This window comes from [Leptolyngbya] sp. PCC 7376, from assembly GCF_000316605.1.
Classification (GTDB): Bacteria; Cyanobacteriota; Cyanobacteriia; order Cyanobacteriales; family MRBY01; genus MRBY01.
This window is the reverse complement of sequence record NC_019683.1, coordinates 4,155,252-4,178,655: the sequence shown is the minus strand read 5'-3', so window position 1 is coordinate 4,178,655 and position 23,404 is coordinate 4,155,252. Positions and strand designations below refer to the sequence as shown.

Sequence of the window (23,404 nt, the reverse complement as noted above, 5' to 3'; positions counted from 1 at the left end):
ATCGTCATTGAGGCCACTATGGTGTGATTGGCCATACAAAGATATCACGACGCGCTCTGGAAACAAGGAAAGATTATTCCAGGGTATTTCTCACCAAAATCGAGGTGATTTGCAGCGCCAAAGCCACAAAAAAGATTCTGTCAGAGTTGAGTTGTCAAAATAGGTTTGAATGTGACCGTCTGATATTGTTTGAGTTAACTTAAACCATCGCTCTCAAACCGTTCTATGGACTGCCCTCATTGTGACTCGACAAGATTTTCAGTCCTACAACGAAAGACTAACCTTGGTTACGATCGCTTTCAGTGTAAAACTTGCCATCGCACCTATAACGAGCGCACTGCAACACCTTTCAATTTCATTGAAGTGCCTACAGACATCGTCTTTGAAGTTCTATTCTGTCGAATCAGATATAAACTCAGCTATCGCGATGTCGCTGAATTCTATTTGCTTCGTGGATTTCAATTCAGCCATGAAACTGTTCGGGACTGGGAGGAGCGTTTCCTGCCTTATTTCACCGAACACATTCGAGAAAAACGACGAGGAAAAATAGGGCAAGTCTGGTTTGTTGATGAAACTTATGTCAAAGTTTCTGGGCGATGGTGCTATCTATACCGTGGCATTGATCAAGATGGCAATCTTGTGGATGTGAGGCTCTCTGATAAACGGGACATGGCAGGGACTAAAGCCTTTTTTGAAATGGCCAGAGAGATATCAGGGGAAAGTCCCGAGCAAGTCTTTACTGATGGTCTTAAGTCATACCCCAGAGCCATTGATGAAGAATTAGGAAAAGAGGTGGAGCATCAAGTGATTGGCTGTCAGGGTAATCCAGTGGAACAAAGTCATCGTGGCCAGAAAGACCGATATTATCCGACTCTTGGATTTGGAGCCTTGGAATCAGCCCAGAGATTCTGTCAGGCTTTTGATGAGGTGAATAATGTTCTGAGACCTCGTCGTCAAATGGGAGAAGTAGTGTCTTCGTCTGAACGAAGAGATAGGTTTCTCCAAAGAATCGAAGCATTACACAGCATTTTCAATGCCGCTTAACAACAGGCTTATCGAAGAAAAATGATGTTTCGTCTTGGATGCCAACTTGGCTACCCAATCCTGACATTTTCAACTCAGAAGCTTTTAGCCACTGAAAAGCTTATAAAACAAGAGGTTGGCAAGCAGTTTACACCCTGCCCTACTAAGCGTATGGATAGTTTGTTTAGTTTTTCCAGCCAATCTTTTTTATGCTTAGTAGGGCAGGGTCAACGATCTTCAAAGTTTCAATTAGGAGATTCAGTGATTTTTGGAATGGTCGCCAGTGGTTACGAGGTTTTATTAGAACAATAATGCTCGGTCGTGGGATACCTAATGAATATCGAGTTGTTGATTTTAGAGGTACTGGTTTATTTTTACCGGAAACGTTAATTTTTTTTGAGAGTTAAATATTTTATCGTTATGCCACAGCAAAATCCGTAATTTTTCTACGCTCGATGCTTTTAAAAGCTAAAACAATTTGTTCTGGAGGGATACCAAGTTTGACGAGTTCGTTGGCTATACCCTCTTCAGTACTGTCGTTCTGAATCCAAATTTTTCCTTTGAGTAGATCAATATGAATTAAGCTTCCATAGATGCGTTGATTTTTATACCACCCAGTTTCTAATAGTAGATAGTGATTATTGTTCTCGTCGATGATTAGTTGTAGTTCACTATCTGGGTCTTGACCGAGAAAGTCGTAATAGTCCTGTAGTACCTGGATAGCGGCTTGCTTTAGTTGTTTTAAGTTATCCATCGGGTAATTGCCTCTTGATTAATATTGAAGGTAACTAAGCGAATGATTTGGTCTTCCAGTAGTACTTGTCCGGCCTCTTCTTCGAAAATAGATTGTTGTACGTCGTCTGATACGGCTAAATACAGTTTACGATCTGGTTCATAGCGTTTGAGCAATCTTTCGTATAAAACAAACTGACCCACAGCTTCTTCTAAATCCTTCATCTCGGAGGCACTGCGGAAACTTTTGACTTCGATAGCAATTTTCTGAATATCTTTTTCTGCGGCAATGAGTTGTTCTGCGCCTAGGTCAATGTATAGATTCCTTCGACGGGTAAGCTTAAGACGGTAAGGGTCATGAGTAATTTGCCAGCCGTCTTTCTCTAGTGCTTTGCAGACTGTTTCATGGTAGTAATCGCGGGCTGGCATAGAGCTTCTTATTGAAGTAAAGAGAGTTTGATCATTATCCTCTCTAATCATTCTATCCAGGGCAAAAATTTGATGCTGATATCAAACTCGTATTGGAGCCGGATGGGGAAAACCTTAAAGTTTTTTTTATGCCTTTAGGACTTAGGCGCAAATAGATTGAATCGAGATTGTGTGATTTTGCCTGTTCTGACAAAACAGTAGCCAAATTTATAGAAGTAATTTGTCCTGCCGCTTCTACAAATCTGGCTACTGTTTTGGATTTGATTTAAAACTCTACAGATAGTGAGCCAATAACAGTAAATCCTTCACCTGGATTAATTTCACTATTTCGGCTGTTCCCAGTTCCTTCAATGTAGTCAACATCAAAAAGGTTGCGGAAATTTAAAGCTGCTCGCCAATCATCCTTTTCATAGGCAATTAGGGCATTAGCTAAAACATAGCCATCGAGTAGGAAAGAATTAGCATTGTCGCCAAAACGCTCGCTGACCACATTTACTCCTCCCCCAATTGTTAAACCAGTAAGAGGACCCTTTTGGATCTCATATGTAGCCCAGAGGTTAGCGTTGTGTTCTGGCACATTAAACAGTTTGTTGCCTTTATCGCTGTTTCCTCCGGCATCTGCGTTATCTTCTGTGATTTCGCCGTCAATATAGGCGTAATTCGCCACAATATTAAAGCCATCACTCACTCTACCAATGACATCCAACTCAATACCCCGCGATCGCTGTTCTCCTGAAGCTACAGAAAAAAGAAAGTTGTTTGGATCAGGCACGGCCACATTATTTTTTGGAAAATGTCAGGATTGGGTAGCCAAGTTGGCATCCAAGACGAAACATCATTTTTCTTCGATAAGCCTGTTGTTAAGCGGCATTGAAAATGCTGTGTAATGCTTCGATTCTTTGGAGAAACCTATCTCTTCGTTCAGACGAAGACACTACTTCTCCCATTTGACGACGAGGTCTCAGAACATTATTCACCTCATCAAAAGCCTGACAGAATCTCTGGGCTGATTCCAAGGCTCCAAATCCAAGAGTCGGATAATATCGGTCTTTCTGGCCACGATGACTTTGCTCCACTGGATTACCCTGACAGCCAATCACTTGATGCTCCACCTCTTTTCCTAATTCTTCATCAATGGCTCTGGGGTATGACTTAAGACCATCAGTAAAGACTTGCTCGGGACTTTCCCCTGATATCTCTCTGGCCATTTCAAAAAAGGCTTTAGTCCCTGCCATGTCCCGTTTATCAGAGAGCCTCACATCCACAAGATTGCCATCTTGATCAATGCCACGGTATAGATAGCACCATCGCCCAGAAACTTGGACATAAGTTTCATCAACAAACCAGACTTGCCCTATTTTTCCTCGTCGTTTTTCTCGAATGTGTTCGGTGAAATAAGGCAGGAAACGCTCCTCCCAGTCCCGAACAGTTTCATGGCTGAATTGAAATCCACGAAGCAAATAGAATTCAGCGACATCGCGATAGCTGAGTTTATATCTGATTCGACAGAATAGAACTTCAAAGACGATGTCTGTAGGCACTTCAATGAAATTGAAAGGTGTTGCAGTGCGCTCGTTATAGGTGCGATGGCAAGTTTTACACTGAAAGCGATCGTAACCAAGGTTAGTCTTTCGTTGTAGGACTGAAAATCTTGTCGAGTCACAATGAGGGCAGTCCATAGAACGGTTTGAGAGCGATGGTTTAAGTTGACTCAAACAATATCAGACGGCCACATTCAAACCTATATAGCAGGCAAGGAGTGGGTTAAGACAGAATAGGATAGAAGCAATAAACATAGATGCCATGCCTGCTCCCCATAGTCTTGATTTACGCCTAAAAGCTGTTGCCGCCTTCGATAAAGGTGAACGAAAAAGTGATATCTGTCGCTTCTTTGGTATTAGCCGAAATACGCTAGACCTGTGGCTGAAACGACGAGAGAAAATCGGTTCAGTCGCTCCGAAGACAGATTACCGTCGAGGCCCTCAACCGAAGATTAATGATCTAGATGCTTTTCGTGCTTTTGCAGAGAAATATGGGCATCTAACCCAGAAGGAAATGGCGGAGAAATGGCCAGAGTCTATTAGTGATGCATCCAGACGTGAAGCTCTACGGAAAATTGAATTTACTCGAAAAAAAAGACCTATCGATATCAAGAGAGAGATAAAGAATTAGAAAAAGCATTTGTGGCACAACTGAAGCAGTATGTCCAAGAACGACTCGTATATATCGATGAAAGTGGATTTGATAATACCTTAGATTATGGGTATGGCTACTGCCATAAGTCAGAGAGGTTTATCGCAGAGAAGTTAGGTCATCGTATAGAACGAGTTAGCGTGATTGGAGGATGGCGAGAGGGAGAGCAGATAGCACCGATGGTATTTGAGGGCTATGCCAACAGCGCCTTAGTTTGCCAATGGGTAGAGGATTGCTTAGTGCCAGAGTTGATTCCGGGTCAAATTATTATTCTGGATAATGCCAGTGTTCATCCAAAGGAAAGAATACAAACATTGGTGGCGAAGGCAGGATGTGAAGTGATATTTTTGCCACCCTACTCACCACACCTGAACAAGATAGAGAAGTTTTGGGGGAGGTTAAAGAAGGAGGTAAGTAAGCTCATCAAGAAGACTGAGGATTTGTTCGATGCCATCAGAATAGCCTTCTGTTCTATGTCCTAACCTTCTCCTTCGCTGCTATATTTTGACAACTCAACTCTGACAGAATCGATCTACAGAGTGACCCTCTACCTCAAAGGCAGATTGAGATTAAGTTAGCCAGTCGTTATCGCTATGCGGATCTATCGGTGAATGGTTACACCGTCGAGCTATTCGAGAAAGTCAGCTCCAATGTTGTGTATCCACCAGTCCAGCAACACCCGGTAATGTTCAAGGTGGCGGGAATAGTTCTGGAAATTCAAGTAATTATCCTCCCGGTCTTCTGTGATGTTTGATTCTTTTGCATTGAATCCAGATAGTTTTATCACTGCGAGTAAGTCTTTTGCTGCTTATGAACGACGACAGCAACTCTTAAATCTACCCAGGGTACATGAGGGTTTTCTCGTTAGGACAGGAGCGATATCGCAGGGTGAGACCAAAGCGATTAGTTTTGCTGAGATACCCTTTGATTTTCGCTTGATGTCGGTTTGGGTATGGATGCCGGGGGCGACTGATAATGACGGCATTGAAATCTCGATTCTCTACAGTGGCATTGAGCAAACGAGGTTCGATTTACGTCGTCAGGATGTGCCTTGGGAACCACCTTTTAATATCTTGGGAGCGAACCACAGCATTAATATCAAGCCTGACCGGGCGGTGGCATCTATCTCTCTATTTATTCAACCTGCAAAATTATTAGATGTGGAGGGCGTGTAATGGATACTAGCGACTTTTTAAGGGATTCGATCCTTGGATTAGAAAAAGATCTAAAGGAGACTCAGCAAGAATGCCAACATTTGCGAGGTTCCGTGACTAAACTCGATAAGCATTTGGCGATACTGGAAACGAAGATCACCACCAAAGCGAAAAACCAATCGGCATGGATTGCTTTCTTTGTTGCTTTGGCACTGCAAATCACCTCGATTTTGGTGAGAAATACCCTGGAATAATCTTTCCTTGTTTCCAGAGCGCGTCGTGATATCTTTGTATGGCCAATCACACCATAGTGGCCTCAATGACGATTCCATTCTCATTAAGGAACTGAGGACAGAAGTCCTAGGTGATTTTCCCAGTTTCGGATTAATCAAGGAAACAAACTTGACATTCCTATTTGAAATGGTTACGATTGGTTCTGTTTGAAAAACGAATATAACCAGTAAAAAAACACGGCTCGGTAGCTCAGTTGGTTAGAGCAGGGGACTCATAAGCACTGCTTCCTTCGTTAAAAAAGATTTTTTAGAAGTAAATATCATTCAGTAAGTTTGTACTTGCAATCTATACAGGGCAAGGTTTACAATACATCAGTACTTGGTTGGTACGGTACGCTCAATTTTCGGTTGGTTTTAGTCTAGATCTAGTCTTGGTCAGATATGGATCTCGGACAGGTTAATAGTCATTTAAAGTCTCTTCAGCTCGGCGTTGCCGTTGAGAAGCAGGGACAAAGGTTATGTTTGCGTGCAACTCTTCCTCCCAGACCTGACTCAAAACAAAAGTTTCCTTTTCAACAACGCATCTCTCTCGGTATTAATGCGAATCAGATTGGCTTAAGACGAGCACAGGAAGAAGCAATTAAATTAGGTGAGTTGATTTCTAGTGGCAAGTTCGACTGGTCACTTTATCCAAGGATTACTTGTTATACATGCGCTGCATGGTGTGAGCGTTTCAAAAAAGACTATTTTCAAAGTCGTCCAGATCGGCCCTCAACTCATACGACTTACCGCACTAGTTACGACCAGATCTTTCGTAAGTTGCCAGCTCAAAGCAAGTTATCAGCCAAGGTCTTAAAGGACACTCTATTGATTATTCCAGCAGGGACGAGACAACGGCAAAAAGCAACGATGGCTTTGTCTAAGTTGGCAGAGTTTGCAGGTCTAAATTGTGATCTAAAGCGCTACAAAGGCGACTATGGCAGTAAGAGTTTGAATCCTCGTATTTTGCCCATGGACAAGGCGATTGCGAAGAAAATCAGTATCTTGCCTAATCCTTCTTGGCGTTGGGTTTATTGCATGTTGGCAACTTACGGTTTGAGACCCCATGAAATCTTCTTTGTTGATTTTGAGGAGGATGGCATTATCTGGCTCCGTGAAGGGAAAACAGGGCCAAGACATGTATCGCCACTTTATCCAGAATGGGTGGAGCTTTTCGAGCTGGAAGCGGATTTATGTCCACCACAAAATAAGAGAAAATCTGAACAGAGTGGGAGCACATCTAAGTCAGGTTCACCCGATTATGATGCGCTTGGACATCGAGTAACGACACAGTTTCTGCGTTACGGAGTGGGTTTTCCTCCTTATCATCTGCGTCATTGTTATGCACGGCGTTCAAAGGAGTTTGGTGTGAAGCCTGTGGATGCGGCAAAGTTGATGGGTCACAGTCTAGATGTGCATTTCAGGATTTATCACCATTGGTATACGAAGGATGATGTGGTGCGGGTTAATGAGAGTATTCGACTTAATGAGGCGAGACCGAAACCACCCATGATTGACTAAATCTGGTTTTATTTTGCATCTACTGATCATTCAAGTGAGGCGACTATTTTGAATGGTTTTCTGAGTACATGAGTACAATTGAAAGACGTGCAGCACTGGTGATATCTCAATGGTTGTAACGACAACGGTACAGAAAAATCTGAGTCTGAATGATTTTTTGGCAATGCCAGAAACTAAGCCTGCCAGTGAATATATTGATGGAATTATCACCCAAAAACCGATGCCTAAAGGGAAACATAGTCGTATCCAAAGTCGTTTGGCACGGGAAATTGATTTATTTGCAGAGGACAAAAAAATTGCTCTTGCTCTGACGGAACTACGTTGTACATTCGCTGAGCGCTCCCTAGTGCCAGATATTGCAGTCATTCGTTGGGAAAATTTACCTAAAGATGAAGATGGGGAAATTGCAGATCGTTTTGAACGTCACCCTGATTGGACGATTGAGATTTTATCGCCAGATCAATCTGCCATAATAGTGATGGAAAAAATCATTTTCTGTTTAGAGCAAGGCACAGAATTGGGATGGTTAATTGATCCTCAAGCAAAGTCGATTTCGGTATTTCAACCATCAGGTCTACCTCAAATTTATTCAATAGAAAGAAGACCAAAAGAATCGATAATGATGGTCGATGGCTTTGAAGATTGGCAGCTATCTATTACTGATATATTCGATTGGTTAAAAATCTAAATATGGGTAGATCCGTTTGAGTTGGAGTTAGTTGGCAGTCTCTAGAATGCATGAATCGTATCTTTTAAAGCTGGTTCTCGTAAATGCTCTCTTAGTGCCTCTTCTAAACCTAAATCGATATTGCGTTGAAATAAGCCTTTGAGGAAATAACGCAGCTTAAATATTTCAAATAAGGAAGGTTCATTGATAAATTCAACTAAAAAATCGGGCATTGCAGAATAGAGGAATGAATCTATGAGCATTGGGAGACAGGAACATCCTCGAATTTGAGGTCATGAATCAGCAATCGAATCGAATGCTCTAACATTTCCAGAGACTTTGAATAACATCAAGTCTTTCGATGAAGTCGAGCGAGATAGTGCCGCAATCGAATATTCTCCCCTTCCACATGAGCCATGTAGGTCTTACTGACAACCTAGTCACTATCCGGTATAAACATGGGATACACTTTCCAGCCATCTGTGACGTAGAAGAAATGACCTCTTGCAAAAGGTTATAGCAATTCAAAATTGTAAAGACCAGCAATGAGATTGAGTCTTAATCCCCATCTCCGACGGCGGTTACGATATCGACTGGATAAGAGGCGGAATCTTTTGAGCATTCTGAATACCATCTCAATGATGATTCTTTGAGCTGCTAAGAGCTGATTCTCCTGTTTCTGTTCCGCAGTCAACTCTCCTCCTTTAGGCTTCTTGTGAGGAGTGTGACTCCGCTGATGCCGCTTGTGTAGACCTTGATATCCGGCGTCGGCAAGGCAGAGTTGTCCCTGCTGAAAATGCACTCTACTCTTTTTGAGTAGTTTGAAGTCATGGGTGCTACCTTTCTCACAGTCACAACAGATAATCTGTGCCCACTGCCAAGCAATAACTATTTGAGCTTTAAGGGAATGATGTTTCTTTTTCCCTGAGTAGTAAAGACGTTGTTTTTTTGGGCTTTTCAATCGCCTGTTCTGTGGCATCCATCACCACTACTGTTAGAGATAACTCTTCTGAACCATGGAGCTGTTTCATGCCGGGTAAGTGGCAATCGGTTTCTTTGATGAGTGTGTTCTCTGTTTTTTGCACCATGCGACAAACTGTTGATTCATGAATGCCCCATGATTGAGCGATAGGAAAATAAGTGCGATATTCCCTCGGATATTCCAAGGTGAGGAGTAACTGATTTTCCAGGGATAAAACACTGGGACGACCGGGTTTTTGCTTTGCTTTAGCTTCTGCTAGGACTTCTACCAGACGATTGAAGGTCTGAAGCTTAACTCCACAGGCTCTCCTGAATTGTTCTGGAGATAAATGTTGGAGCTGTTCGTAAGTTGGCATTTCTATCGCTATGGCTCTGATACTTTCCTCTTTTTTACCTACTCTCACCCCTTTTGCAAGAGCTCAAATCTACACAGATGTGATTGTGTTTGCCTTTTTTTTCGTTCTTACGGATATGATTAAATTGACATTCCGGACATTTCATTGGGTCAGCATCATCCATTCATACCTCTATTCTGCAATGCCAAAAATCGATATCACTATCATCCTTAGCTTCATCTCTAGCAGCAGAACCAAATAACCGTAGTGATTTAACGCCTATTTTTTCTAGTTCAGGGCGATGTAGAGCTAAGGTTTGAAGTATTTGGTCAGAGGTGATCGCCACCACTTATCCTCTCGATATGGAACATCAGTCTCCATTAGGAGTTTATCGATTCAATTACAGCATCATCATCTAAGCGATCGCCTCCCAACCGACGCCTTCAAATCGGAAGAATCCTTCCGCCACTTGATTCGCGATAACAATATCTCTTTCGATAATGGAGTTGGTGAAGAAATGAGCGCCTGTATCGATGTTAGAGAATCTATAAACATCCGTTGCTAAGTCTGGAATAGAGTCCTCTAAAGCGTAAAAAGCTATACCTTCATCTCGGAAGAAACCTGCGGCTACTTGATTAGCTTGGACCGCCGCAATTTCATTGGTATCAGAGGTAAAGAAATGCCCATTTGTTTGCTTGTTATAAAAACGACGAACAGCTTTTAATCTATCACTGGGAGCATTGCCCGCTAAAAATATTGCACCATTAGTAGCTGGTCCTGCTTCTTCCGTGAAAATTCCTGGATTAGCTCGGAAGACAGCAATCTCATTAGGATCTGATGTATATAAATGAGACCCAGCATCTTTACGATAAAAACGATAAACCTCTGTCGTCATCCCAGTTAGAGGATCAACTTCAGGGATGTCAATTGGCGTAGTGGTTGCATCTGCTGTTATCGGCGCGTCTTCGGTGTAGCCAACGTTGTCTTTAGCCACACTATAGAAGCGATAGGTGCGTCCGGCTTCCCCTGTGTAGGTGGCTGTGGTGTCGGTGGTATCGTCTAACCACAGTTCGTAATCGCCGTCATCGACAGAAACATAAATGTCGTAGTGGGCGATGCCACTGCCGTCGTCGGTGCCGCTCCAGGAAACGTCAAAGATGGGGAAGACGGTGCCGGAGAAGGCGGTGACTTGGCTGCTGGGGGTGCCCACATCTAGGGTGTTGAAGATGGGGGGTGTTTCGATCGCTTCGTTGGTGTCGAAGACGATGCTGGCTTCGGCGTCTAGGCGGGTGCCAGTGGGCAGGTCAGGTTTGGCGTTGATGCGGTAGCTGACGAAGCCCTCGCCGTCGCGGGTTTCGTTGTTGGGTGGAAGGAAGCCAGCATCAACAGCGTCGGGGATGTTTCCGGTTTCGTCGTCGATGGTGGTGAGTGTCCAGAGGACTTCACCCGTTTCTTTGTTAAGGCTGGCTTCAAAGTCTACGTAGTCGCCGAGGGTATCCCGGAGATCTAGGCGTTGACTGTAGTTTTGGAAGCCTTCGGGAACGTCGATGTAGATGTCGCCGAAGCCGAAGTCGCCGAGTTCAAAGGTGGAAAGGTCAAGGTCAGCATCAAGGGTTTGGGTGATGGTGACGAAGACGGCGGGCGCGGTGGCGCTGGCTTGGTTTTCGAAACGGATGGTGTAGGGGAGGGTTTGATCGGGGGTGATGTAGTTGAGGGGGCCGAATCCAGCGGGGCCGAGGATATCGTTGGGATCAGAGGATCGGCGAACTGAAGTACTAGATTCACCACTCGGATTGAAAGGGCTATTAGGATTATTGGGATTGAAAGGGCTATTAGGATTATTGGGATTGAAAGGGCTATTAGGATTATTGGGATTGAAAGGGCTATTAGGATTATTGGGATTAAAATTATCAGACCCAGGAGGTGTGTTGGGGTTGTTAGGGCCAAAAGGTGTGTTGGGGTTGTTAGGGCCAAAAGGTGTGTTGGGGTTGTTAGGGCCAAAAGGTGTGTTGGGGTTGTTAGGGCCAAAAGGTGTGTTGGGGTTGTTAGGGCCAAAAGGTGTGCCGGGATCTGACAAATCTGATGGGGTTGTTGGATTAGAGTTTTCTGGAGGTGTTGGATCGTGGTCATCACAGCCTTGATTGTAGGTATCAACAGCTTGTCCAATCTTCTCAAATACTGCGGAACCAACACCAGAACCAACACCACCACCTATTATTCCACCTATTCCTATTCCAAGTCCCCCACCAATCGGACTCAGAGCAGGATTTATAGCAAAACCAATACCAGCACCAACTAAACCACCAATACCAGCACCAATTGCAGCACCTGCTACGGCAGTGAGACCCGCACCAGTCGATTGCATCACAAGTCTCTGGTCTGAAGAGATACAAGCCCGCAATCCTAGGGGATCCGTAAATAGAATTGGATTGTTGCTAGTATACGCATATAGATTGACCCCGCCATTTATTCCAACCGGGTCAAGATTGATAAATCGCCCATCATCAAAACTGTAAAATCGTGCTCTCATGAAGCTGATGCTATTGCTTTCATGCATCACTCCAAATTGACCTACGTATTCAAAAGAGTTAGCAATAGCTTCTGTTGTACTGAGTGTCCTCCCAAACGGTAGATAACTATATTTGTTGACATATCCTCCAGTTGAATCGCTCAATCCAACGATAGACCCAATCGCATCTGAGTCATAGTATTTGGCGATATCATCAATACCGACCTGATTCACTAACCCTATGCCGTATGTGTAAGAGATAAAATTAGTACTACTATACTCTCCTACTACATCTACTAAACTCGTAGGATCTAGCAGATATTCTGTGCGATCGCCCCCTTCAATACTCGCAATTCGATTTCCCAAAGCATCATACTCATGCGCCCAAGTCCCATCAGGCGTCGTCACTCCAACTAACCGATTCTCAATATCGTATGAATACGTCCAAGTATCATCACCATCAACCTTAGAGATCAGATTGCCATCAGTGTCATAGGTATAAACAGCATCACCAACAGTCGTATATTGATTCAGATTATTCGTGGCGTAATTTGTTCTCACACCATCATCCGTCACAGAAATCCGATTACCCGCTGCATCATACTCATAAACAATCTCTCTTCCATTGGGCAATTCAACAGAAGTGAGCTGACCCGTCGCATCATAGCCATAGTTAGTCTTACCCTCTAGTGTGGTCATGCTTGTCCGCTGACCTAGCTCATCATAGGTATAGTCATAGCGAGAATTAATATCCCCATCCGGCTGATAGTTAACAATGCTCAGCAACTGCCCCGCCGCGTCATAGCCATACGTTGTATATGTGCCATTGCCATTATCTTCTCGCGCTAATCGACCTATCTCGTCATAGCTGTAGGTAATAACATTCGCATCATCTTCATCGGTCAACTGCTTCAGCCGACCCACCTCGTCATACAGATAGTTCGTCGTAAAGCCATCTTGATCCACCATGCGGCTCCGGCGACCGCCCGCATCGTAGTCAAACTCCAGAAAGCGTCCAGTACCATAGGTCACTTTCGTCAACCGATTCGCACTGTCGTAGGCATAGGTGACGCTACTATCCGAATCTACTGCCTTCGTCAGATTGCCGCGCTCATCATATTCAAAAGTCGCTTCCGTGCCATCAGCAAACGCTTTCTTCGTCAGCAAACCGCGCTCATCGTAGCTGTAGTTAATTGCCTGCCCACGCCGATTAATCGAAGTCGTGACTTCTCCATCCGCGTTGTACTGATAGGTTTCACTAGTGCCAACCGCATACACAATCCCATCCAGATTGCCCGCATCGTCATAGCTGTAGTTAATTCTATTCCCGCGTTGATCGCGCACGGTTTGAATCTGATTAAACTCACTGTCGTAGGTAAACGACACCTGCTGCCCCAGCGGATCGGTAGAGCTAAGCAAATTGCCACGGCTGTCGTAGTTAAAGGTAGAAACATCGCCATTCGGAGCCACAATCCGAGTCAAGTTCCCAGCATCGTCATAGCGAAATTCTGTTATTCTCCCCAGCGCATCTACCGTGCGACTCACCTGCCCATCCGCATTCTGGAAGAGCTGCGCAGCATTGCCCTCCGCGTCGGTCACTGTCACCTTACCTGCCGAATCGTAGGTATAGGTCACCGTTTCCTCGCCACCGTTGCGACTCTCCTTTGTCACCCGGCCCTGGTCGTCATACTCATACAGCGTCTGGGTGCCATCCGGGAAGGTAATCGACTTAATCGCGTTCGCCTTCGCCCCTTCTGTTTCGTAGGTATAGCTCACCGTGCCGCTCTCGTCAGTCACGCTCAGCAGCCGCTCATTCGCCGCGTCGTAGGTATACGTCGTCTTCTGCCCGAAGGGGTCAGTCACCTCGCGCACCTTCCCGGCTGCGTTGTAGGCAAAGCGCACCACATCACCATTGCTGTAGGTGAGCGTTGTCAGGTTATCGCCGCTGTAACCTGCAACCACCTCATTCCCATTGGTATCGGTAATTGCCGCCAGCTTGCCATTGTCCAAAAAGGCAATAACCGTGCCATCTTCCTCACGTAGTTGAAGCGTCTCTCCTTCCTGAGTCAGCGTCGCCGCATCGCCATCATCCCCGCGATAGCTGCCATTCGCCTGCCGCTCAAAAAAGCGTAAGCTGCCGCCATTGGCAACTACCACATCGCCCTCACCATTCGCCGTCGCCGTCACATCCCAAGGATTGTTCCAACCCCGACCAAAAGAGCCTTCTGTAAATCGCTCAAAGATTGCCTGACTATTACCCTGCTGCAACTCAAACGAGAGCAACCGTGACACATCTCCGGTATACTCACCCAGCTCACTGAGGCGCGACGCATTCTCCGCCAGCACCTTTTCATACTGACCCGCCAAATCACCCACTTCATCCGTAAAGTTCTGGAAAATAACATCCCAAGTCTCCACCGGAATATTCTCAGGGCGAGAACTCTCTTCAATCGCATTCCAATCTACTGTTTCACCCGTAGCCAGCGAATTAACCGTAAAGTCAATATTATTCACTCCAGGATTAGGCTGAAACTTTACCGTGTATGTACCCGTAGCTCCTGGCGGCAATACACCTGCATCGCCCTCTTTATTAATGGCCAGGAACTGCACTGTCCCATCGCTATACTCGCCATCTTCTTCAAAGTTTGCCCCTTCCGCATTTAGCGTCAGCAGTGGCGCAGTAATATCAGAGTCACCGCTGTTGCGATAGGTGACAACAACTTCTCCTGTACTCCAGGGACGCAAAGCACTCGGCGCACTGATAAACACATCTAGCTTACCGGGCGTACCTGTGATGACATTAAACAGATCATTCGCAGTGGCTATACCCGCCTCATCTACGACTTTTACGTCATAAGCACCTTCGGCTAGCCCTACCAGATTAAAAGTTGCCGTCAGAGAAGATTCACTCTGTATATTTACTGTGTCAGCGACAAACTCTGTGCCCGTCGCATCGATAATGCTGACCTGTGCTGCCGAGGTGAATTGACTGCCCTGAACAGTGATGGTGGTCTGGCCTACGTTACTGCCTTCTACAGGAGTTACTGCCTCAATTTGGAATGGCCCTGCGGCTTCTGGAATAGCAGAAAATGAAACATCGTAATAGGTATCGCCACCAATCACTTGAGCGTAGTAGCTGCCTGCCTCTAGATCCGTGGCAATAGTATCGTTAGATGAGTCGACTAAATTGCCTTGGCGATCCAACAATCTAATTGAGACTGATTCTCCCAATAGTTCAGGGGAAATGCCTAGATTCACATTACTGTCAGATTCCAGCTCGAACTGATAGAAGTCATTCCGATCCAAATCACCGATGTAGTCAGTAAAGGTGCGAGATCCATCAAGATTTCCAATATCTCTGGCCTGCCCGAGCGTATTACCTGCCAAATCTAGTATGGGTGCGCCCGTAGCAGTAATGGCATAGCGGGTGCCTTCGAAAAAACCGGGTAGGATTTGGAAATAGTAAATGCCTGCACCCAGAGCCGCATTTAATGTATTACCATTTGTGCTTTCAATGAAGTTACCTTGCTCATCTAGCAATTGGATAGAGGTATTTGTCTCAGCAGTGAATTTGTTTAAAGCCAAACTGAGGGTGCTGGTTTCCTTAAATTCAAACTTGTAAAGATCGATACCGTCTTGAATGAGATCGAAAAAGTTACCAATGAAGTCTTCAAAGGTTCGTGAATCCTCTAGAACTCCAATGTCTTTGGCTGCGGCTAAGGTATTGCCAGCGTTGTCTTGATAAACTCCCAAGGAGCTTGCCTTAACCTCAATTTGATAGGGTGTGCCTGTCTCACTATTTCTCGCAACATTGAGGAAGTAACTTCCTGCTCTCAAATTCTGAGTAATTTTGCCATTGCTATCAGCTGTTGCAATTGCTGATTCAATTACTCGGCTTCCATCGCTGTTGTAGAGTCTTACACCTGCTTGCTCAACTAGATTCGTTAGATCAATTTCGATACTGCTGTTTTCTGAAAGTTGAAACCTGTAGTAGTCACCAGTATCAAAACTCAAGCCGTTAAAACTTCCGGCATAGTCATCAATGATGATTGCCTCTTCGCCTAACACACCCAATTCTCTGGGCTTATCGAAGGTTTCACCTGCACCATCAACAGGAATAGGACCTAAAGATGCCGCAGAAACCTCTAACTGATAGGGCGTACCAATACTCCCGCTAACAACTCTAATGGAATAAATTCCAGCTCTTAAGTTACGCTCAATAACTCGATCTCCATTGTCTCCGCTATTCGAGATAGCCAGCTGTTGGCTATTATCTCCATTGAACAGATAGAGAGTAGCATTTTCATTCAGCCCATTTAGCTTTAGGTTCAAGGCACTGTTTTCAGCCAACTCAAACTTGTAATAATCTTGGTCGTCTAAGCTGAGGCCACTGAAGTCGCCAATGAAGTCATTGAGCGTCACAGCCTCTGCACCAACAATGCCTAAATCTTTGGCTTTATCAAAAGTATTATCCGCACTGTCTGTAGGAATAGGGCCGAGAGATGTGGCAGATGCTTTGAGTTCATAAGGTGTACCCACACCCGAGACTCGTAAATAATAGGCTCCTGCTGTCAGGTTTCGGGTAATAACTTCATCTGCACTACCTGCATTTCTTGACTCAGCCAGTACTCGGCTACCATCAGCGTTGTAAAGATCAAGGGAGGCATTTTCACTGAGTCCCTCAAGCGTTAGTGTGACATCACTATTTTCAGAAATCTCAAACCGATAATAGTCTAAAGAATCGTTGAAAAGGGTATTAAAATTGCCAATGTAGTCTGAAATGGAAGCTTCTGCTTCACTGAGAACACCTAAGTCTCTAGCGGTCGCTATTTCCTCACCTGCCAAATCCTGCGGAGTTGCTCCTAAAGAGATGACTGATGCCTCTAGCCGATAAGCCGTTTCATTACCTGTAACACGTACATAGTAGCTGCCAGCCTTTAGGTTCCGGTTAATTTCTTCGTCATCGCTACCTGGATTGTTTGATTGCCTTAAGACAGTACTGCCATCTGCGTTATGTAGATAGAGAGAAGCTGCACTGCTAAGCCCACTCAGGGTTAGATTAACTGCACTATTTTCAATAAGTTCAAACCGATAATAATCATCGGCATCAAGACTAAGCGTCTCAAAATTCCCGATATAGTCCTCAATCGTTAAACCTACTGAACTCAGTACACCTAAGTCAGTAGCTTTCTCAAACGTTTCTCCCGCCCCATCAACAGGGAGAGGCCCTAGTGATATCGCCGATAACTCCAATCGATAGGTAGTGCCAGTCGTATTACTGCTGACCTTGAGAAAATAATTGCCGGCTCTTAGGTTGCGGCTAATGACTTCGTCTGCATTCCCTGCATTATTGGATTGGCGTAATAACTGACTACCATCAACGTTATAAAGCTCAAGCGAAGCATTTTCGCTTAGCTCGCTTAATGTAAAGTTGACTGTACTATTTTCAGCTAGGTTGAACTGGTAATTGTCGTTGAAGTCTTGGCTGATACCGTTAAAGTAACCAATGAAATCCTCTGAAATGATGCTGGTTTCTGTGAGAGTGCCTAAGTCTTTGGCTTTATCGAACGTGTTGCCAGCCGCATCAATGGGGATTGGGCCAAGGGAAGTGGCGATCGCCTCTAATTGATAGCTTGTGGCGCCACCAAAGAAACCACTACGAATTTCGATATAGTAAGTTCCTGATCTCAGGTTACGGTTAATATTCCGGTCAACCGATTCTTCTGAACTTGCTATTGCCTGACCACCATCTTGATTGTAGAGAGAGAACACAGCACTTGCTTCTAGACCGCTAAGCGTTATATCGACTTCGCTGTTCTCCGCTAATTCAAATCGGTAGTAATCAACAAAGTTGTTACGGTCAATAGCATCACTGAATGTAACTATAGAGTCACCTAACTGACCAATATCAGTTGCTCCATCAAATGGTCCAGGTTCAGTTATTTCTACTGGACTAGCAGACGTTTCTAACTGATAAGTCGTCCCACCAGTACTGGCATTCCGACTGATATAGATGTGATAAACCTCAGGTAATAGGTCTAATGTGAGAACTTTATCGTCAGTTCCTGACTGATCTGATCTTGAGTCTGCAAGCGTTTTCGTAGAGTTCCGATTAACAACTAGGATATCCGCCGATTCACTAAGCCCACTGAGCTTAACGTTTACTTGGCTGCTTTCGGTCAGCTCAAACCGATAATAGTCCATAGAGTCGCGACTAAGGCCATTGAAATCACCAATAAAATCATTGACAACAACACTGTTGCTGTCCAGCACCCTCAGATTCTTGGCTTGATCTAATTGCTCGCCTGCTTCATCCGTGGGGATAGGCCCTAAAGAAGTCGCCGATGCTTCTAAAGTGTATGTAATGCCATTAGGATTATTGGAAGTATTGTTAAAGAGACGAAGATAATAAGTGCCAGCCTTCAAATTACGTTCAATAATGCCATCAGTGCCAACAGGAGGATTGGACTGCTCAATAGTTCTACTTCCATCTGCATTTCTCAAAGAGAAAAAAGATCGTCCATCGAGTCCTTTTGCCCTGAGACTTACTGCGCTGTTTTCAGTCAGCTCGAATCGATAATCGTCAAATACATCAAAAGTAATTCCATTGAATCCTCCCAAAAAGTCTTCAATAGAAATGACATCTTCGCTCAGCACACCTATATCGCGAGCTTTATCAAGTGATTCGCCAGCACCATCTGTAGGTGTTGGGCCAAGTGAAATGGCAGAAGCTTCTAACTTATAAGTCGTCCCCGCACTGGTTCCTTTATTCACTCTCAGCGTATAAGTGCCCGGTGCGAGATTTCGTACAATTAGCTCATCATCAGTCCCCGGATTTGAGGAATTAGTCAGTAGCTGAGATTGATCAACATTGTAGAGAAGTAACGAAGCCGTTTCACCGAGTCCGCTTAGCTTAAGGTCAACGGTACTGTTCTCAGTTAGCTCAAAAGTAAAATAATCATCAGGATCAGAGTTGAGGCTATTAAAATCACCTACGAACTCATTAACGGTAGTGACATTTTCGCTGAGAGCACCCAAATTTCTAGCTCTTGAAAGTGTCTCACCTGCTGTATCAAGGGGCATTGGCCCTAGGGAGACGGCAGAAGCTTCCAGTTGGTAAGGGGTTCCAACATTATTATTCCTGTCAACAACAATCGTATAGCGGCCTGCTGCTAGATTGCGAATGATCAGTTCATCAGCACTTTCAGCATTAACTGAACGGTTGAGTTCTTGAGTGCGATCGCCGTTGTACAAAAACAGTGAAGCATTTTCAGTGAGTCCGCTAACCTTCAGCGTAACGGTACTATTTTCTGCCAGCTTAAACGTGTAATGATCGTTGGAGTCGGGCGTCAAGCTATTGAAATTTCCTACATACTCATCAACAGTGATGCTAGTTTCACTAAGAACGCCTAAGGATCTGGCTTTTGCTAAGTTTTCACCCGCTGTATCAACTGGGGTTGGCCCTAGAGATATTGCTGAAGCCTCTAACTGATAAGGCGTACCAACTCCGCTATGATTCACGCGTAGGTAGTAGATGCCTGCTTTAAGATTGCGAGTAATATTTTTATCTTCGATATCTGGATTAAATGCACGAGTTAGTTCTTCACTGATATCGGCATTAAGCAAAGAGAATGAAACGTTTTCACTTAATCCACCTAGAGTGAGAGTAACTTCGCTATTTTCAATTAGTTCAAACCTGTAGTAATCAATTGCGTCTCTGACAAGACCTGCGAAATTACCGATGTAATCATTAATAGAAATTTCATCACTATTTAGAACACCTAAATCTTTTGCCTTGTCTAAAATTTCACCAGCGTTATCTATTGGTGTTGGGCCGAGAGAAGTTGCCTGGGCTGTTAACCGGTAAGGCGTAGCTTCTCCACTTCCTGTACGGCTCACATAAAAAAAGTAACTATCTGGTTTGAGGTTTAATTCAATCTGCTCGTTAACCGTACCCGCATTGGCAGAACGACTGATTTCTCTACTACCGTCACTATTCCGAAGAAAAAGCGTTACATCCTGACTTAGATCGCTCACTAAAAGGGTGACAGCACTATTTTCAGATAGCTCGAAACGATAGTAATCTCTGGGATCTTCGCCTCCTACCTCATCTTCAAAAACTTGTGGAATAGAACTTAGGATATGAATATCTAAAGCTGTATTAAGCGTATTACCAGCAATATCTTGCATGCTAGGGACCTACTATTAGGGGATAAATTGAGTCAAAGAATTGCTGATTTTTCTGTAGAGAAGGGTTGGAAAGGGCAAGATAACGCAAAACCTGTTTTATGGTACATGTTGTTGATTAACAGCACTTGCGTCTGGGATCAATAGATTTTTTTGTTTGCGTGCCATAAGCCTCGAGCCCATTTCAAATGCTTGCAAAGCCAGTAGTCATAACCTTGGGAAAAACAATATTTCCTGCCAGCCAATCTGCTTGCAGCCTTTTGATATCGATATCTTCACTAAAAATCGCCTTCATTTGAATCTGAAAATCAGGCGAGAGAGCGAATTCTGTTCGAAGCTGAATAAGTTGTGGGAAACGTTATCGCTCAAGAGTCATAGTCAAATCTCCCAAAAAATGAGCCCTATATATACTGCGTAATTTTACTTAAGTGTATCGATGATGATTACTGCGCTTAAAAACCAAGTCACGTTAATTCACATTTCTTAATCTTCTTGCAAAAAAACATCAAGCCAACTTTTGGAGAAGACTTCTCTAGAGCTTGAAGATCCAAGTTTTGAAGTCTGTCTATCGGACAGACGTTGTCAATATTTAGGTTGATCGTTAAAGAGTATGGCTGCATTTTCCAAGATCTCACTAGCCTTGACATTTCCTGTCCTGAATAAGCAGCGAATTCGTATCTGTCTGTTTTGATTTAATTCCGGAATGATCTCCATTGATATCTAGGAATAAGAGTCTAATCGCGTTAAGGCATTACAAGGAAAGCTAATATTCAGTATCAAAATTTACAGGAGATATCATTCTTTCGATTTTATTAATAAGTCATGATGAGTGAAATATAGTTTTCACTTATTTTTTTGATTAATATCTTCGTGCTTCCCAAATATGGTTCTAAAATGACACCAAGCTTGTTTACTTACGTAGTAGTCCAATATTTGCTTGTTGTTATTTGAAAGGGTTGATTAATGACTTTAGAGCTTAAAGATTTCCCGGAATTTGTTCATATTCTTCAGGAATTCTCTCTCTCCCTAGATTTTCAAGCTCAAATGCAGCTTGTTTTCGGAAAGGGTCTAGACTTTTTGTTACTAGAGTCATTGAGAGAAGAGTGGAGAACTGCTCAGATTCTTCTCCCAGAAATACAAATTATTAATACTTCAACCATTAGCAATGCTCTAGGGGCATATGGTAAAGAAACACGGACTATTTATTTGTCGCAGGATCTTTTCAGTAATTCTAATAATAAACTGATCATTAAGGTTTTACTGGAGGAATACGCTCATTATCTAGATTCTCTATTTGAGAGTTTCAAGAGAGTAATGTTAAACGCCAATTGCGCAGTAGCTCAATACTTCCATTCACTCTAAATTTCGCAAACAGTGCCATGCTCAAGTCCACCATGTGTTTTGATTTAGAGACGACCTTCGTCCTGCGATGAAACCGTGCAAACCAATGGCGATTGTCCGAGTTATTTCTCTCAATTGCTACCGTCTCTTTCTTACTAATGACATGAAAAGCATCTGGGTGATTCTCTAATAGCTGTTGATAGGGTTTCCAATCATCGGTGCAATAGACAGTGATTTGCCATTGCGATAACCGCTCTAGTAAATGACCTAAAGTTCGACTATCACGACTTCCCAATTCCCAGTCAATGAGTCGCCCAGTATTACGGTCATATGCTTTCCAGACCCAAAGTTTGTTTTTTTCTCTTGGATAAAATGCCATAGCTCATCTAGCTCCACCACGACAGCAGACTCAGGAGTGGGCTTTTCATAATTGGCTTCACCGAAATCTCTTACCCAATTGAGCACTGATTGAGCTGATACACCGAGAATCTTGGCTGTCGCATTCATGGACATACCACTCATATACATCAATACAGCTTCTAATTTCATCCAGAGAGGCTTGCCTCGTTCTTTAGAAAAGCTTGTAAATTGATAATTACACTGCTTACACTTAAATCGTTGACGATTTTTAGCGAATCCACTTTTGATGATGTCTTGAGCATTACATTGGGGGCAGTGAATTGTCATAGCGAGAATTCCAAGGAAACGACTCACTCCATTTTCCTACAACGTTACTTACTTGAAACTCTCAAAAAGACCTATCGATATCAGGAGAGAGATAAAGAATTAGAAAAAGCATTTGTGGCACAACTGAAGCAGTATGTCCAAGAACGATTCGTATATATGGATGAAAGTGGATTTGAGAATACCTTGGATTAGGGGTATGGCTACTGTCATAAGTCAGAGAGATTTATAGCAGAGCAGTTAGGTCATCGTACAAAACGAGTTAGCGTGATTGGAGGATGGCGAGAGGGAGAGCAGATAGCACCGATGGTCTTTGAGGGCTATGCCAACAGCGCATTAGTTTGCCAATGGGTAGAGGATTGCTTAGTGCCAGAGTTGATTTCGGGTCAAATTATTATTCTGGATAATGCGAGTTTTCATCCAAAGGAAAGAATACAAATGTTGGTGGCGAAGGCAGGATGTGAAGTGATGTTTTTGCCACCTTACTCACCACACCTGAACAGGATAGAGAAGTTTTGGGGGAGGTTAAAGAAGGAGGTCAGCAAACTCATCAAGGAGACTGATGATTTGTTCAATACCATCAGAGTCGCTTTTCGCTCTGTGTCTTAACCCACTCCTTGCTCTCTATATCATCAGTGTTGCCAGGTGTGACTTTCACATTGAGTAATTCTCCACGGTCATTGATGACCAGATGTAGTTTGAAGCCAAAGAACCAACCCACAGAGGTTTTCCCTCGAGCAGCATGGCGATCAAAAACACGATGTTGAGAGATACGGCGATTGTGACAAACCTTGATACTGGTGGCATCAATAAAGCTGATACCTGTGCATTGGCCATAACAGTACTGTAGGTAGACACATAGAGGTACTAATGTCGAAGGCATCCATTCCACAAAACGTTGGTAACTCACGGCTCGTGGAAACGCTCCTCGCCAGTAATGACGCACATTGATGAGATAGAAATATTTGAAATTACGATAGTGAGATTGATGAAAAGCAATCAATATCGTCATTATTTCGCTTAAACTCAGACTTCCGGGACGACATCGTCGGTTTTGTTTCGAGGCCAGTAATTGTTGTTGCCATTGAGGTTCAAAGACTTGGCAGAAATCATCAACAGCACAAAACAAAAGCTCTGGACTAGTCATGGGAGAAAGTGGTGGACTGCTTATCAACTTCCACAATATGCACTTTCTCCTTTTCTTCCTTATCCCGAACTCACGTTTGAATACTTTGTTCTCACGTATTACTCAAACCTCCAGTCAGTATGGTGGTAGTTCATACATAAGAGATATACGTATTAGGGTTTGTTACATCCTCGAAATGTCCACTGAAAGTATCATTGTCGATGAACTGTTGGAAGACTTTCTCCATCAG

The 23,404-nt window shown here is 43.8% G+C and carries 15 protein-coding genes and 4 pseudogenes; 8 read left to right on the top strand and 11 right to left on the bottom strand.

Annotation, left to right across the window (positions count from 1 at the left end; all coding sequences use genetic code 11):
- Positions 1–225 precede the first annotated feature (225 nt).
- Both LEPTO7376_RS18805 and LEPTO7376_RS18800 read left to right on the top strand, forming a co-directional pair.
- Positions 226–1,044 (top strand): IS6 family transposase, encoded by an 819-nt coding sequence (locus LEPTO7376_RS18805; RefSeq protein WP_015135678.1) that lies wholly within the window; start codon positions 226–228, stop codon positions 1,042–1,044.
- Between the two features lie 21 nt (positions 1,045–1,065).
- On the top strand, positions 1,066–1,335 hold the full coding sequence (locus LEPTO7376_RS18800; RefSeq protein ID WP_160148515.1) for a hypothetical protein: 270 nt from the start codon (positions 1,066–1,068) through the stop codon (positions 1,333–1,335).
- Positions 1,336–1,441: 106 nt separating this feature from the next.
- Here LEPTO7376_RS18800 and LEPTO7376_RS18795 read toward each other — a convergent pair whose 3' ends face one another.
- From LEPTO7376_RS18795 to LEPTO7376_RS18780, 4 genes are all read right to left on the bottom strand, one after another.
- Positions 1,442–1,777: a XisI protein gene (locus tag LEPTO7376_RS18795; RefSeq protein ID WP_015135675.1), complete on the bottom strand. Its 336-nt coding sequence runs from the start codon at positions 1,775–1,777 to the stop codon at positions 1,442–1,444.
- Complete coding sequence (locus LEPTO7376_RS18790) at positions 1,765–2,184, bottom strand: XisH family protein (RefSeq protein WP_015135674.1); 420 nt, start codon at positions 2,182–2,184, stop codon at positions 1,765–1,767. Before LEPTO7376_RS18790 ends, LEPTO7376_RS18795 begins: the two co-directional genes overlap by 13 nt.
- Positions 2,185–2,449: 265 nt before the next feature.
- Positions 2,450–2,956, bottom strand: coding sequence for a TonB-dependent siderophore receptor (locus LEPTO7376_RS18785; protein ID WP_225901128.1), 507 nt, complete (start codon positions 2,954–2,956; stop codon positions 2,450–2,452).
- A gap of 88 nt (positions 2,957–3,044) precedes the next feature.
- Positions 3,045–3,863: an IS6 family transposase gene (locus LEPTO7376_RS18780; protein WP_015135586.1), complete on the bottom strand. Its 819-nt coding sequence runs from the start codon at positions 3,861–3,863 to the stop codon at positions 3,045–3,047.
- Between the two features lie 124 nt (positions 3,864–3,987).
- On the opposite strand from LEPTO7376_RS18780, the pseudogene LEPTO7376_RS29240 reads away from it, so the two are divergent.
- The 5 genes and pseudogenes from LEPTO7376_RS29240 to LEPTO7376_RS18750 all read left to right on the top strand — a co-directional run bounded on the left by LEPTO7376_RS29240 (position 3,988) and on the right by LEPTO7376_RS18750 (position 8,012).
- Positions 3,988–4,859 (top strand): annotated as a pseudogene (locus LEPTO7376_RS29240) (IS630 family transposase).
- 264 nt (positions 4,860–5,123) lie between these two features.
- Complete coding sequence (locus LEPTO7376_RS18765) at positions 5,124–5,552, top strand: hypothetical protein (RefSeq protein ID WP_015135672.1); 429 nt, start codon at positions 5,124–5,126, stop codon at positions 5,550–5,552.
- On the top strand, positions 5,552–5,785 hold the full coding sequence (locus tag LEPTO7376_RS18760) for a hypothetical protein (RefSeq protein ID WP_015135671.1): 234 nt from the start codon (positions 5,552–5,554) through the stop codon (positions 5,783–5,785). Before LEPTO7376_RS18765 ends, LEPTO7376_RS18760 begins: the two co-directional genes overlap by 1 nt.
- A 420-nt stretch (positions 5,786–6,205) precedes the next feature.
- Positions 6,206–7,324: a phage integrase gene (locus LEPTO7376_RS18755; protein ID WP_015135670.1), complete on the top strand. Its 1,119-nt coding sequence runs from the start codon at positions 6,206–6,208 to the stop codon at positions 7,322–7,324.
- A gap of 109 nt (positions 7,325–7,433) precedes the next feature.
- Positions 7,434–8,012: a Uma2 family endonuclease gene (locus LEPTO7376_RS18750; RefSeq protein WP_015135669.1), complete on the top strand. Its 579-nt coding sequence runs from the start codon at positions 7,434–7,436 to the stop codon at positions 8,010–8,012.
- Between the two features lie 41 nt (positions 8,013–8,053).
- Here the strand turns inward: LEPTO7376_RS18750 and LEPTO7376_RS18745 are convergent, their stop codons facing one another.
- The 6 genes and pseudogenes from LEPTO7376_RS18745 to LEPTO7376_RS25965 all read right to left on the bottom strand — a co-directional run bounded on the left by LEPTO7376_RS18745 (position 8,054) and on the right by LEPTO7376_RS25965 (position 22,031).
- Positions 8,054–8,254, bottom strand: a complete 201-nt coding sequence (locus tag LEPTO7376_RS18745; protein ID WP_216700258.1) for a nucleotidyltransferase — start codon at positions 8,252–8,254, stop codon at positions 8,054–8,056.
- Positions 8,205–8,487, bottom strand: a pseudogene (locus tag LEPTO7376_RS26600) (IS1 family transposase); the annotation flags it as partial. The pseudogene LEPTO7376_RS26600 and the gene LEPTO7376_RS18745, both read right to left, overlap by 50 nt.
- 18 nt (positions 8,488–8,505) lie before the next feature.
- Positions 8,506–9,328, bottom strand: a protein-coding gene (locus LEPTO7376_RS23910) for an IS5 family transposase (protein WP_225901127.1) whose coding sequence is annotated in 2 segments (ribosomal slippage) — positions 8,506–8,935 and positions 8,934–9,328 — 825 coding nt in all. Because the reading frame shifts where the segments join, the coding sequence is not laid out codon by codon here.
- Positions 9,329–9,518: 190 nt separating this feature from the next.
- Positions 9,519–9,656, bottom strand: a pseudogene (locus tag LEPTO7376_RS25140) (nucleotidyltransferase family protein); the annotation flags it as partial.
- 66 nt (positions 9,657–9,722) lie between these two features.
- Positions 9,723–20,006 (bottom strand): pre-peptidase C-terminal domain-containing protein, encoded by a 10,284-nt coding sequence (locus LEPTO7376_RS18730; protein ID WP_015135667.1) that lies wholly within the window; start codon positions 20,004–20,006, stop codon positions 9,723–9,725.
- Between the two features lie 1,300 nt (positions 20,007–21,306).
- Positions 21,307–22,031, bottom strand: a protein-coding gene (locus tag LEPTO7376_RS25965; protein ID WP_315861535.1) for an IS1 family transposase whose coding sequence is annotated in 2 segments (ribosomal slippage) — positions 21,307–21,707 and positions 21,707–22,031 — 726 coding nt in all. Because the reading frame shifts where the segments join, the coding sequence is not laid out codon by codon here.
- 63 nt (positions 22,032–22,094) lie between these two features.
- Between LEPTO7376_RS25965 and LEPTO7376_RS18715 the strand changes: the two are divergent.
- A pseudogene (locus LEPTO7376_RS18715) lies at positions 22,095–22,637 on the top strand (IS630 family transposase); the annotation flags it as partial.
- On the opposite strand, the gene LEPTO7376_RS18710 reads toward LEPTO7376_RS18715, so the two are convergent.
- Positions 22,609–23,175, bottom strand: a complete 567-nt coding sequence (locus tag LEPTO7376_RS18710; protein WP_041764121.1) for an IS982 family transposase — start codon at positions 23,173–23,175, stop codon at positions 22,609–22,611. The pseudogene LEPTO7376_RS18715 and the gene LEPTO7376_RS18710 sit on opposite strands and share 29 nt — an antisense overlap.
- Between the last annotated feature and the right edge of the window lie 229 nt (positions 23,176–23,404).